The 13,340-nt window shown below is 60.7% G+C and carries 10 protein-coding genes and 1 pseudogene; 5 read left to right on the top strand and 6 right to left on the bottom strand.

All coding sequences use genetic code 11. The annotated features are described in order from the left end of the window. Nucleotides 1-77: 77 nt before the first annotated feature. Nucleotides 78-293, bottom strand: coding sequence for a hypothetical protein (locus WCG50_RS07400; protein WP_336898947.1), 216 nt, complete (start codon nucleotides 291-293; stop codon nucleotides 78-80). 360 nt (nucleotides 294-653) lie between these two features. On the opposite strand from WCG50_RS07400, the gene WCG50_RS07395 reads away from it, so the two are divergent. The 3 genes from WCG50_RS07395 (at nucleotide 654) to WCG50_RS07385 (ending at nucleotide 5,248) form a co-directional block, all read left to right on the top strand. Further along, entirely contained in the window at nucleotides 654-1,712 is a 1,059-nt protein-coding gene (locus tag WCG50_RS07395) for a 3-deoxy-7-phosphoheptulonate synthase (protein ID WP_336898946.1), read from the top strand. Nucleotides 1,713-1,716: 4 nt separating this feature from the next. Beyond that, nucleotides 1,717-4,692 (top strand): CHAT domain-containing tetratricopeptide repeat protein, encoded by a 2,976-nt coding sequence (locus tag WCG50_RS07390; protein ID WP_336898945.1) that lies wholly within the window; start codon nucleotides 1,717-1,719, stop codon nucleotides 4,690-4,692. A 196-nt stretch (nucleotides 4,693-4,888) separates the two neighbouring features. Next, the gene (locus WCG50_RS07385; protein WP_336898944.1) at nucleotides 4,889-5,248 is read left to right on the top strand and encodes a hypothetical protein; all 360 of its coding nucleotides are present in this window, start codon (nucleotides 4,889-4,891) and stop codon (nucleotides 5,246-5,248) included. A gap of 19 nt (nucleotides 5,249-5,267) precedes the next feature. Here WCG50_RS07385 and WCG50_RS07380 read toward each other — a convergent pair whose 3' ends face one another. The 3 genes and pseudogenes from WCG50_RS07380 to lplT form a co-directional block, all read right to left on the bottom strand. Continuing rightward, the gene (locus tag WCG50_RS07380) at nucleotides 5,268-5,753 is read right to left on the bottom strand and encodes a glutathione peroxidase (RefSeq protein WP_336898943.1); all 486 of its coding nucleotides are present in this window, start codon (nucleotides 5,751-5,753) and stop codon (nucleotides 5,268-5,270) included. Nucleotides 5,754-5,806: 53 nt separating this feature from the next. Further along, the gene (locus tag WCG50_RS07375) at nucleotides 5,807-6,682 is read right to left on the bottom strand and encodes a DMT family transporter (protein WP_336898942.1); all 876 of its coding nucleotides are present in this window, start codon (nucleotides 6,680-6,682) and stop codon (nucleotides 5,807-5,809) included. Between the two features lie 92 nt (nucleotides 6,683-6,774). Beyond that, a pseudogene (gene lplT / locus WCG50_RS07370) lies at nucleotides 6,775-8,052 on the bottom strand (lysophospholipid transporter LplT); the annotation flags it as partial. Between the two features lie 130 nt (nucleotides 8,053-8,182). On the opposite strand from lplT, the gene alr reads away from it, so the two are divergent. Together alr and WCG50_RS07360 are read left to right on the top strand one after the other, a co-directional pair. After that, entirely contained in the window at nucleotides 8,183-9,313 is a 1,131-nt protein-coding gene (alr, locus tag WCG50_RS07365) for an alanine racemase (protein ID WP_336898941.1), read from the top strand. After that, nucleotides 9,313-10,521 carry a hypothetical protein gene (locus WCG50_RS07360; RefSeq protein ID WP_336898940.1) on the top strand — a complete coding sequence of 403 codons (1,209 nt, stop codon included), beginning with the start codon at nucleotides 9,313-9,315 and terminating at the stop codon, nucleotides 10,519-10,521. The genes alr and WCG50_RS07360 overlap by 1 nt, the downstream gene beginning before the upstream one ends. Here the strand turns inward: WCG50_RS07360 and WCG50_RS07355 are convergent, their stop codons facing one another. Together WCG50_RS07355 and WCG50_RS07350 are read right to left on the bottom strand one after the other, a co-directional pair. Further along, nucleotides 10,522-13,092, bottom strand: a complete 2,571-nt coding sequence (locus WCG50_RS07355) for a cation-translocating P-type ATPase (protein WP_336898939.1) — start codon at nucleotides 13,090-13,092, stop codon at nucleotides 10,522-10,524. Then, the coding region (locus WCG50_RS07350) for a cation transporting ATPase C-terminal domain-containing protein (RefSeq protein WP_336898938.1) at nucleotides 13,062-13,340 on the bottom strand (279 nt) is incomplete at its 5' end. The genes WCG50_RS07350 and WCG50_RS07355, both read right to left, overlap by 31 nt.

Here is a 13,340-nt window from a genome sequence, read left to right as displayed (position 1 = left end):
ATGCCACTGGCGGCGGACCGCTGGCGATAAAGGGCACTCTTTTTCAATCACGCAAGGCGACTGACAAAGAGTTGTGATTACATGATGGGGGCGGGCCCCGTCATCGACCACTCGACAACTTCATCTTCGTCGTCTTCAAGCAAGACAGAGGCTTTACTTCCAAGGTGAGCCATCAACTCTTCTTTGGCATGAAAATATGCAGCAGATTTATACGCTGTATTTTCCATTTTGTTCAACAGACTTTCTGATTTTTTCATCCATTCGGCGCTTGATATAGTTTCTGGCTTGGACATTTTGGATAACCTATCTCGTTTTGTTGGTCGGCGGATTCACGTCTGAAGTGCAACCCTTTCATTATGCAGGGTACTGTCTCATTAAGATTAAGTGATATCCCTATCCTTGCTTGGTTTTCGTAACAGTTTGATCGAAAAAACGCAGCGCAAGTGGGTCAAAGGGTCAACTACCCGTTGGGGGTGGTGAGGTTTTTTGCGGTGGCCGCAGGGCTACGCTTCAATGAAGTCGTTAGCAAGTTTTCTGTCCCACCCTGTAATGCATAAAACGGCCAATCAGTTCACGCCAGATTTAACCCGGCTCACGACGCAGACCGGATGCCGGTAGGATTAGCCCTTTTGCATCGACCATTGGACTCCGCCATGACCTTCCCCACCGCCCTTGAAAACCTGAACGTGGTGTCGCAGCACACCCTGATGTCCCCCACCCAACTGCATGACGAGATTCCAGCCAGCACCCAGGCCACCCGGACGGTGAGCATGGCGCGAGACGCACTGGCCAACATCCTGAGTGGACGCGACCCGCGACTGCTGGTAGTGGTGGGACCGTGCTCAATCCACGACATTGCTGCTGCCATGGACTACGCCCAACGCCTCAAAGCGCTGGCGGAAGAACTGAAAGATCAGCTCTTCATCGTGATGCGCGTTTATTTCGAGAAACCTCGTACCACCGTCGGTTGGAAAGGCCTGATCAACGACCCGCGCATGGACGACTCGTTCCTCATTGAAGAGGGACTCCGCGCTGCGCGGCGCTTGCTGATTGACCTGAACGACATGGGCCTGCCGTGTGGCACCGAGGCGCTCGACCCGATCACACCGCAGTACCTGGGCGACCTGATTGCCTGGAGTGCCATCGGCGCGCGCACCACCGAGAGTCAGACCCACCGCGAACTGGCCAGCGGGCTGTCGAGCCCGGTCGGTTTCAAGAACGGCACCGATGGAAATCTGGAAGTAGCCTTGAACGCCATGCTGTCCGCCGCGCAGCCGCATTCGTTTTTGGGCATCAACGGTGACGGACAAGTGGCGATCACGCACACCCGGGGCAACGCGTTTGGGCATTTGATTTTGCGCGGCGGTGCCGTGCCCAATTACGATTCGGTGGCCGTGGCCGAGGCCGAGGCGGCCCTGACCGCCGCCAAATTACCCGTCAATATCGTGGTCGATTGCAGCCATGCCAACTCGCGCAAAAACCACGCCCTTCAAACGCTGGTGCTCAAAGACGTGGTGCACCAGATTGCCGATGGCAACCGCGCTATCAAGGGCGTGATGCTGGAGTCCAACCTGTTTGAGGGCAACCAGAAATTGGGCAAGCCGCAAGACCTGCGTTATGGCGTTTCCATCACCGATGCCTGCATCGACTGGGACACCACCGCGACTTGCCTGCGTGACGCAGCAGCCCGCCTCAGTTCCATTCCGCGTTAGTCCCATGAAGCGGCTGCACGGCTGGGTGGGCGGCTCGCTGCTGGTGGCCAGCTTGTTGCTGGGCCAGAGCGTCTTCGCGCAAGCCAACGACGAATTTGAATCGGTCACCACCCAAACTCTGAGCGCGCAGGAGAAGGACGCTAGCAGGCTGAAAATTCTTGAGCCAGCCCCGGTGGGCGTGCCGCGCAGCCAGCTTGAAGAATTTTTCCAGAGTCGCAAGGTGTTGAGTGAGCGCCAGGATGATCTGGCGCTCAGCGAACAGTTTTCCCGCAACTGGATCGCCGCCTTGCCCGACGATTGGAACGGCTACTGGCAAATGGCGGGCATCCAAGTTCGCCAAGGCCACCTCGCTGAGTATTTTCCGTATGCGCAAAAAGCGGTTGAACTGGCCCCCAAGCCCAAACGTGCGCACATGCTGGCCGAAATGGCCTTTAAATCGTTGCAGCTCAAGGCCGACACAACGCAATCCAAGCGCTTCATGGCTGAGTCTGAAGCCGCGCTCAGCGATTTTCGCAGCCTGATTCGCGGCAAAAAATTGGGCCAGCAATATCAACTGGCCCGCACAGAAGCCAGCGTCTACTCGGTCAAGGCTGAGCTTCAAACTTACTCTTCACAGTACGAAAACGCCGCCCAATCAGCCACTCTGGCAGTGGCTTCAGCGCGGCGCAGCGTGGACTTGGGGAGCCAAATTGACGAGCGCAGAAGTTTTTTTGCGCGCAACGATCTGGTCAACGCACTGACGCGCCAAGCACGCGCCCACAACGCCCGTGGCGCTTTGTTTGACGCCGACCAAAGCCTCAAACAAGGACTTGAAACACTCGCCAGTGGCGCCGTGTCCATGCATTTGATGGCCAACCTGTACGGCACTCTGGGCAGCCTTCGCGTGGCAGAGGGACGTTTCCGCGAAGCCGAATTCTGGTCCAGTAAAGGCGTCGAGACCATGCGCAAGGTCGGCGCTTCGGCCACCTCAGTGCCGCTGCTGGTCGCCCAAGTGACCGAGCAAACCGCCATTGCCGGACAAGGACGGTGGCGCGAGGCCTGGCAAAAAATGGAGGCTGTCGATCTCCCCATTCAGCTTAGCCCCGAAGCCCGCCTAATTACCCGCAACCCTTTAACCCGCGCGCTGGTGCTGCTCAAATTGCAAAAATGGGCTGAGGCTCAAACACTTCTGGATACCACTTGGCAACGACAGCAACAACTCTTTGGTGCCGACCACTTCACCACCGCATTGACGGAAGGCCTGCTGGCTTGGGCCCTTTGGGAGAACGGTAAACCTACCGAAGGCTTGGCGCACTTCAACTCCGCTCTGCCCAATTTGATGACACCCCAGGGCACCGCCGCCGGCTTCGAAGAACAGGGTTTGCGCAAACTGGCGCGCAAAAGCATTGCCGAAGCCTACCTCAAGGCGCTCGGCGACAGCGCTGATGCGTCCGCACTGGCGCGCGGTTTTGCCATGGCCGAATGGCTCTCTGGCAGTTCGGTGCAGCAGGCCCTGAGCGATGTCGCCCAGCGCACCCGCTTCCCCGACCCCCAACTGCAGGAACTGCTGCGCAGCGAGCAGGACATTCAGCGTGAGCTTGACGTGCTGTACCGCTACATGAACCAGCAATCGACCCAGGCCAGCGACCTCCAGACGCCGCAAGTGGCAGATCAGATGCGCCAGCGCGTGGCCCAGTTGTCACAGCAACGCCAGCAGTTGCATCTGCAAATTCGCAAGGCATTCCCACAATACGAACAAATGGTTCGGCCCCATCCACCCACCGTGAAAGAGATTGCAGCCCAACTCGGTGATGACGAGGTTTTTGTGCAGACCCTGAGCACCTCGCTAGGCACCTACGTTTGGGCTATTGACCGCCAACACGGTGTGGTGGGCGCGCATTCTGCATTGACCGAGGTGGACGTGGCCAAGCTGGTGCAAAGCCTTCGTGCCACGCTCGATGTGGCGGGCCTGGGCACCCGAGCGCCCACCTATAACTTTGCCGCCGCCGGCGCGTTGTATACCGCTTTATTCAAGCCGCTGGCGGATTCGCTGTCTGGTAAAAAGCACCTGATCGTCTCGACCTCGGGTGCGCTGGCGCAGATTCCCATGGCGGCGCTGGTGACCGCGCCTTATGCCGGCCCACCAGCGCAGGCGCCATGGCTGATCCAGCAATTGGCCATCAGCCATGTACCCGGCGCCAGCGCCTGGATGGCGCTCAAGCAACTCAACCAGCTCAAGCCCGCCGCACAAGCTTTCATGGGTTGGGGCGACCCGCTGTTTGATGCAGCCCAAGTCGCGCAGGTGGCCAGCACGCGCAACATCAGCCTGACACGGGCAGCCGCCGTGAATTTATCTGAAGAAGTGGCGAGCCATGCCCTTCAATATTCGCAAATTCCGGCGCTGCCAGAAACCCGCGCCGAAGTGGAGTCGATCGCCGCCTTGCTCAAGGCCGACAAACAAAAAGACACCCGCTTTGGCAAAGACGCCCACCGCGAAAGTGTGCTTCAAATGAGCCAGAGCGGCCAACTGGCTCAGCGCCGCGTGCTTGTGTTTGCCACTCACGGCCTGGTGCCCGGTGACCTGCCCAACTTGCGCCAACCAGCGCTCGCCCTGGCTGCCAATGGCGCTGAAGACACGGACCCACTGGCACCGCTGTTGACCTTGGAAGATGTGCTGGGCCTCAAGCTCAATGCCGACTGGGTGGTGCTGTCGGCCTGCAACACGGCGGCGGCCGATGGCCGGGCCGAAGAAGCACTGAGCGGTCTGGCACGCGGCTTCTTTTATGCTGGCTCACGCAGCCTGCTGGTCACGCACTGGTCCGTTGAGAGCGATTCCGCCAGTCTGCTGACCACCGGCACCTTTGCCCACCAGATGACCAACCCCGGTGCGCGCCGGGCTGAGAGTCTGCGCCAGTCCATGCTCAAGGTGATGGCGCAACCTCAGTTTGCACACCCGGCGTTCTGGGCACCTTATGCGCTGGTGGGAGAAGGCGGGCGGTGATTTGCAACCCTTTGCACAGCGGCTCACAGACGCAAGAGCATTAACAAGGGTTTTATTTGTTGAAATTTGTTTAAATACAAGTAAATTTATCAACCTAATGCTGATATTCCTCAAAGTCCAGACCATTGTCAGCGCAGACACTTTGGGTATGCATCTGAATAATTTACCTCTTTCGCTGCCCATACTGGACCATTTGTTGACGGAATCCTCAAACCCGGCACCGGCCGAGGACAGCGCCCAAGCCAGCAGCCTTGCCACCCAGCTTCGCCACGCGGCCATCGCCAATGAGCATGGCGAAGGCGTGGCGCGTAACCTTGCGTTGGCAGCCTCGCTCTACTGCAGGAGCGCCCGACTGGGCGACCCGCAATCACAGTACAACCTGGGCTGGATGTATGCCCAAGGTCGGGGCGTGGCACGCAACGACGCCATGGCGGCCTTCTTGTTTCATGCCGCTGCAAAACAGGGTCTGCCCGCCGCACAGCGCATGCTCCAGGTTGTGGGCAAGCCAACCAGTGAGCTGCCCGACTGCATGCGCGCGCCCGCGTCACACCTGTGACGGCGCCTGCTCCCCCCGCTCACGACGCCAGTGCCGCCTCAATGTCCAGCGCCAGGCTGGCCGGGGTATCGGTCGGGGCGTAGCGTTTGAGAACGTGCCCCTCCTTGTCGACCAGAAACTTGGTGAAGTTCCACTTGATAGACTTGCTGCCCAGCAACCCAGGCGCTTCGGCAGACAACCAACGGTACAGCGGATTGGCGTTGGCGCCATTGACCTCAATCTTGGCCATCATGGGGAAACTGACGCCGTAATTCAACTGGCAAAACTCAGCGATCTCGTCATTGCTACCGGCGTCCTGCGCGCCAAACTGGTTGCACGGGAAGCCCAGCACCGCCAGGCCCTCCCGGGCATAGGTTTTATGCAGCGCTTCCAGCCCGGCAAATTGCGGCGTGAAGCCACAGGCGCTGGCGGTGTTGACGATCAACATAACCTTCCCCTTGTAGTCGCTCAAGGAAACTGATTTGCCGTTGATTTGCAGGGCTTCAAAGTCGTACACAGTGCTCATGGGCGCTCCAAGTCTAAAAAAGTGGCGTTCAGTGTCTCACTTCAGGCTGAAAGCTACCGCTTGCCAAAAGTCACCACTGACAGCAGTGAGGCCAAAAGGATCAAGCCGCCGCCCAACAGCGTGCGCGTGGACAACTCGCCGGTGCCCAGCACCACCGAGGACACACTGGCAAACACCACTTCAGACAACATGATGAGCGAGGTGGCGCTGGCACTCAAATGAGCAGCACCGTACTGCAAGGCCAGGTTACCCACCAGAAAAGCCAGGCTGATGAACAGTGCCAACCCGGCCCAGGCCCATTGCGGCGCTGGCGGCGCCGTGACCAGACCCGCATTCATCCCGATACCGGCGGCCAGGGCGGCCATGACCGCGCCGCCGCCAAACATGGACAACATGCGCGTCTCGCTCGGGGTGTGGTTGAGTTTGCGCAGCAGGATATTGGTCAACGCAAAGCAAAAGCCACCCATCAACGCCAGCCAGTCGGCCAGGCTCTCGGGAACCGGCCAGGGCGATTCAGGGGTTTTGAGCACGATCACGACGCCCGCCAGTGCCAGCACCAGGCGCAACATGGAACCCTGCGTCGGCTTTTCTCCCAGCAGCGGCCAGGCCAGCAATACCACCCAGGCAGGCATCAGGTAAAACAACAGCACCACCCGCACCACATCGCCCACCGTGACGGCCCAGTTGAAGCCGACATTGGTCAGGCCAGCGGCGAGCACCAGCCACCACAACTGGGGGTGTTGCAAGAAACCGCGCCAGGCCTTCGGCTTCCAGAACCACAGGCACACCAAACCAAAAATGTAAATCAGCGCCGTGGACCACAAAGGATGCAAGCCGTGGTCTTGCAGGGCCCGAAAAGGCCACCAGGAAACACCCCAGACAAAGGCGTTCAGCGTCAGCGCTGCGGCTGCAATCGCTTTGTTGGGCATCAGCCAGCAGGCTTGTCTAAAGTATCGATGTCCACTTTGCGGTGATGCGGATGGGGATGGGGGTGCGCGGGGTCGGCCACCGGTTCGGCACCGTGACGATGGTCATCGCGGGCGATGGCCAGCAAGTGTTCAACCTCGGAACGGTGCTTCACGCAGTTGCTCGCATGCCAGCGCTTGATCAGGAACATGAACCCTGCAATGACCAGACCGAACGCCGTGATGGCGGCAAAGGTCGGCAGCCCCAACCCGGTGGACAGGCTGTAGGCCGCGCCCAACGACAGGATGCAGGCCTGTTCATTGAAGTTTTGCACCGCAATGCTGCGTCCGGCGCCCATCAGGTTGTGGCCCCGGTGCTGCAAGAGTGCGTTCATCGGCACCACCAGAAAGCCGCCCAGGGCGCCCAGCAAAATCAAAAATGGCGCCGCCACCCAGACGTTGGAAATAAATATGAGCATGATGATCAGCAAGCCCATGCCAATACCGAGCGTAATGACCCGAGGGCCGTCTTCCAGACGCATGCGCATCGACGCGACCACCGCGCCCACCGCCATGCCGATCGCCACCACACCTTGCAAAGCCGACGCCTGCGTCACGGTGTAGCCCAGCGCAGCAGCGGCCCACGCCAGCACAATAAAGCGCAAATTGCCTGCCACACCCCAGATCAAGGTGGTGGCAGCGAGAGAAATCTGACCCAGCTTGTCGCGCCACAGACGGGCGTTGCAAGTCCAAAAATCAGGCAACAGCGAAGCCATGTGCTTGGGCAGCGGGCGCATTTCAACGCCGGTGTGCGGAATGTGGGTGTTGAACCACGCCGCCAGGAAGTACACAAATATCAGCACGCTGATGGCGGCTTCAGGCGGAGTGTCCACGCTGGTGTTAATGAAGGGGAAATCAAACGACAGCAATATCGGCGACAACACCGGCCCCACCAGTTGACCACCCAGCAAGACGCCCAGAATGATGGAGGCGATAGTCAGGCCCTCAATCCATCCGTTGGCCTTGACCAACTGCGAAGCGGGCAGCAATTCGGTCAGGATGCCGTATTTGGCCGGCGAATAAGCTGCCGCGCCCAAACCCACCACGGCGTAAGCCATCAGGGGATGGGAGCCAAATAGCATCATCAAACAGCCCCCCACCTTGATGAAGTTGCTGAACAACATGACCCGGCCTTTGGGCAGGGAATCTGCAAAAGCGCCAACAAAAGGCGCCAAAATTACATAAAAAAGCGCAAACATTGGCACCAGGGCGGCTTGTTGCCACTCGGGCGCTTTGCTGCCTCTCAATAACTGAACGGCCGTGACGAACAGCGCGTTGTCGGCCAGCGAGCTGAAAAACTGCGCTGACATGATGATAAAGAAGCCGCGTTTCATTGTCTTTAGTCGCGCATCAGAGGCTCTGACACGGGGGTTTTTGTTTTAAGTCTCCACTCGATACGGGGGTTATAGCACGGCCCCGTGGTGTCAAAATAAAGACATACTCTCGCCAACCCCTATTGCACACATGCCTCGTCCGATTCACGCCACCATCCACACCGACGCCCTTCGCCACAATCTGGCGCGCACCCGTGAGGCCGCACCCGATGCCCGGGTATGGGCGATTGTTAAAGCCGACGCCTACGGCCACGGCATTGAACGAGTGTTTGAAGGGCTACGCGCCGCCGATGGCTTTGCCCTGCTCGACCTCGAAGAGGCTCGCCGCGTGCGGGCTCTGGGCTGGCGCGGTCCGATCTTGCTGTTGGAGGGCGTGTTTGAGCTGCGCGACCTGGAGCTGTGTTCGCGCCTGGACCTGTGGCACACGGTGCACTGCAACGAGCAGATTGACATGCTCGCCACCCACAAAACCAATGTGCCGCACCGGGTATTCCTGAAAATGAACTCGGGCATGAACCGCCTCGGCTTCACGCCGCAGCGCTATCGGGCCGCCTGGACCCGCCTGAACGCCCTGCCCCAAGTCGATGAAATATCGCTGATCACCCACTTCAGCGACGCCGACGGCGCGCGCGGCGTGGACGAACAAATGGCGGTATTTGCCGAAGTCACCCGCGATCTGCCGGGCGAGCGCTCCCTGAGCAACAGCGCGGCCACATTGCGCCACAACGTCACGGCTATTGAGGCCAGCGCCCACCCCGACACCCGGGTTGCCTCCGACTGGGTTCGCCCCGGCATTGCCATTTACGGCAGCGCGCCTGACTTCCCCGAGCACAACGCCGACCATTGGGGTCTGCAACCCGGCATGACACTCACTAGCAAAATTATAGCTACTCAGGCAATAGAGACGGGGGCTACAGTCGGATATGGCTCAAACTTTGTAGCAGACCGACCGCTTCATCTGGGCGTCGTGGCCTGCGGCTATGCCGACGGATATCCCCGTTCGTGCCCCACCGGCACGCCAGTGCTGGTGAATGGCGTACGAACCCGCACCGTGGGGCGCGTGAGCATGGACATGCTCACCGTTGACCTCACCCCCGTGCCCAACGCCGGTTTTGGCAGCGAGGTAACTTTGTGGGGTCGCGCAACCCAAGGATCGGTATTGTCGATTGATGAAGTGGCCTTCGCCGGCGGCACCGTTGGTTACGAGCTCATGTGTGCACTGGCCCCGCGCGTGCCGGTGCTTGTGTCGGTGTCAGATTGATGAAGTACACACCGCTACCGCTGGACTTGATTGAAATCGGGCAAATCCTGCCGGTCGATGTGTGGGCAGACAACGGCGTTTTGCTCCTGCGACGCGGGCAAACCATCACCTCGGAGCACCACAAAGACTTGCTGCGCGCTCGCAGCGCAGCCATCTCCGACTTTGACGCTGAGGCCTGGCAAAAAAGTTACCAGCGAAAGATCAACGCCCTGATCGAAGAGGGGGTGCCGGTAGAGATCATTGCCCGCGCCTGCATGCCCAGCGAAATATTGGCCAGTGATTACCAAGTGAGCCGGGAAGCGCGCGCAGGCTGGCTTGATTTGCAGGAAATATTGCTCGGCTTGCTGTACCAGGGCGCCACGTCCTTGAACCCTTTGCCACGACTTGAAGACATTGAGCAGCGCGCGCTTGAACTCCTGGCGAACGACCCGGAAGACGGGCTTTTTATCCTGTTTCAGGCGCTCACCGATTTGACCCTGGGCTACAGCGCCACCCACGGCTTGCTGACAGCGGTAGTGTGCGAGCTAACTACCGAAAAACTGGGTATGGCCGCAAGCGCCCGACGAGCGTTGTTTCGCGCCGCCCTGACCATGAACATCGGTATGGCCCGAACCCAAGGTGCGCTGGCCCGCCAAAGCGAAGCCCCCACCTACGACCAGCGCCAGCTCATCAATAACCACTCGCCTTTGGGGCATGAAATACTGCAAGGCATTGGCATCACCGACGAAGACCAGCTCGACATCGTGCGCTGGCACCATGACCCGGACGAAGCCAATGGCCTGGCACGCAACTTGGCCAGTCGCCGCATCCTGCGCATGGCAGACAGTTTTGTCGCCAAAATGGCCCCTCGAAAAACGCGGCTCGCCATGTCGCCGCTGGGGGCCGTCAAGGTGCTGTTAGCGGGCGAGGCCGCTGAAACCGAAAAGCTTGGCTCGGCCATGGCCACCGCCGTTGGGTTTTACCCGCCCGGCACCTATGTGCAGTTGGCCAATGGCGACGTTGCCATCGTCATCGCCCGGGGCTTGCGCGCCAACCAGCCGCATGTGGCGATCCTCGTCAATGCAGCAGGCACCCCACTGAGCAAGTACCTCTACCGCGACACCAGCGATGGACGGTTTGCGATTCGAGCCCCCGTCAACGCCGAAAAAATAAAGATCATCATCAGCCTGGAGAAGATCGCCACACTGCGGGCCAACCACCTGAGTTGACTAGCGCGATGCCAAACGGCGACTCAGCTTCACAGCCTCAAACCAGAGCACACTGACCCAGCCCAACACCAGCGCCAGCAGCAGATCCTTGAGCGCCATCGGCTCAAAAAAGAACAGTCGCGCCAGCCAGGGCTGGTAAATGACCAAACCCAGAAAACCCAACGTCAGCCCGGTCACCATCCAGAGCGTGCGGTTGGGCACCTGCAACGAAGCCCACAAGGAACCGGTGCGCGAGCGGTTGGAAAAGATCAGCGCCAGGTTGCCGGTGACCAGCGTGGTGAAGGCAAAGGCCCGGGCCGCCGGTTCGGTCAACCAACTAGAAGACCAGACGTAGGCCCCCATCACCACCCCCAGCGCGCCCAAGCCAAGGAATAATGCCAGCGCCAGCGTCATGCCACCAAACAGCCGGGCCTGGGCATCGCGGGGTGGGCGCTGCATCACATCAGCCTCGGACGGCTCGTTCTCAAACACCATCGAACACGCCGGGTCGATCACCAATTCCAGGAAGGCAATGTGCAACGGGAACAGCACGGTGGGCCAACCCAGCAGCACGGGGAGCAGCGCCATGCCGGCAATCGGCACATGCACCGCCAGGATGTAGGACATGGATTTGCGCAGGTTGTCAAAAATGCGCCGCCCCAGCCGCACCGCCCGCACGATCGAGGCAAAGTTATCGTCCAGCAACACCAGCGAAGCGGCTTCCCGCGCCACATCGGTGCCGCGCCCGCCCATTGCCACGCCAACGTGGGCGGCCTTGAGCGCCGGGGCGTCGTTGACGCCATCGCCGGTCATGGCAACGATCTCGCCGTTGGCCTTGAGCGCCTGCACGATGCGCAGCTTTTGCTCCGGTGCAATGCGGGCGCAAACGCTCACGGTTTTCATGCGGGTTTGCAATTCGGCCTCGCTCAGCGCGGCCATCTCGTCGCCGGTCAGCACATCGCCATCGGCCAGTTGCGCCTGAGCGGCAATGGCGCGGGCGGTGGCCGGGTAGTCACCGGTGATCATCACGACCCGGATACCCGCGCTGCGGCATTGGGCCACCGCCGCCGGTATCTCAGCCCGCAGCGGGTCGGCCAGCCCGAGCAAACCGATGAATTCGAACTCAAAATCATGCTCAATGGCGGGCCATTGGTCGCCCATGTACCGTGCTTGCGCTACCCCCAGCACGCGCAAACCCTGCGCTGCCATCGTGTCCACAGCAAGCCCGATACGCGCTTGGGTGGCAGCGTCCAGATGGCATAAATCCACGATCGCTTCCGGCGCGCCCTTGGCCGCCACCACATGGGCGTCACCGTCCAGGGCTTTCCAGACATGCGACATGGCGCGCAAGGCGGTCGTCAGTCCGTACTCATGGACCAGGGTCCAGTCGCGGTGCAAATGCTCGGTGTCGGCCAAAAAGTGCTGACCGAGCCGGTGAAAGGCTTTCTCCATCGGGTCAAACGGGTCGGCCATGCTGGCCAAAATCGAGAATTCAACCAGCGTGTGAAAGGTCTCGGGCAACATGGTGGCGGCGGCGTAATCCATCACCAGGCGCTCGCCCGCGGCGTCGCCATGGTCCTGCACATAGAGTTCGACCACGGTCATGCGGTTTTCAGTCAGGGTGCCGGTCTTGTCCACGCACAGCACCGAAGTAGCGCCCAGCGTCTCGATCGCGGCGATGCGCCGGGTCAGCACGTTTTGTTTGGACAAGCGCCAAGCACCCAGCGCCGGCAGTACCGTCAGCACCACGGTAAATTCCTGCGGCAGCAAGGCCATCGCCAGCGCAATGCCCGCCAGCAGTGCACCCCACCAGTCGCCGCGAATCAGCCCATAGGCCGCCACCATGAACAGGCTGGCACTCAAGGCGATGATGGCCAGCACCTTCACCAACCGGGCGGTCTGCTTTTTAAGCGGCGAGCGCTCCGGGGTCAGGGTCTCCAGCGCGCTGCCAATGCGCCCGATCTCGCTGCGCGGGCCGGTGGCCGTGATGCGCGCGGTGCCATGCCCACGGACCAGCAGCGTGCCCGAAAACAGACACGCCAGGCCGTCACCCCCCGGTCGCGGCGCGGGCTCGGCAGCGCCTTGAAGCAGCGGTTCGACGCTGGCCACCTTGCTGACCGGCACCGCCTCACCGGTCAGCAAGGACTCGTCCACCTGCACTTCGTTGCCACTGATCAGGGTGGCGTCGGCCGGGATGCGGTCGCCCTCGGCCAGCAACAAAATATCGCCGCACACCACGTCGCTGCCGGCAATGCGCAGCGGCTGGCCATCGCGCAGCACCAGCGCCCGCGGACTGGTGAGGTCGCGCAAGGCGGCCATCGCCTGCTCGGTCTTGCCCTCCTGGTACAGCGTGAGGGCGAGCACCACCAGCACCAGACCAAACAAAATAATGCCTTCCTGCAAATCACCCAACACCAGGTACAGCACGCCCGCAGCCAGCAGCAGCATGAACATCGGCTCGTGCAAGGTCTCCAGCACGATGGCGCGCAAGCCGCGTCGCTGGTCGCCCGGCAAGGCGTTGGGGCCGTCGTCTTGCAGACGCTGCGCCGCTTGCGCGGCCGTCAGGCCTTCATCAGTCGTTTGTAAAACCATTGTTTCCCCCCTTCAACCATGACCAGGTACGCGATCAGCAAGGCGCTGAGCAAACCAAAAAAAGACAGGGGCAGCGGCATGAAACCCAGGTACGGCGCCAGCGGCGTGAACGGCAGCCACAAGGCCGTGGCCACCACGCCCAGCGAGGTCAGCACCAGCCAGCGGTTCGGGTGGCTGCGCAGCGGGTTGCGCCGGGTGCGAATGACAAAAATCACCAGCACCTGCGAGGCGATCGACTCGACAAACCA

The organism is Rhodoferax sp. (assembly GCF_037143375.1).
Lineage (GTDB): Bacteria > Pseudomonadota > Gammaproteobacteria > Burkholderiales > Burkholderiaceae_C > Rhodoferax.
This window is presented reverse-complemented; position numbering and strand designations above follow the sequence as displayed.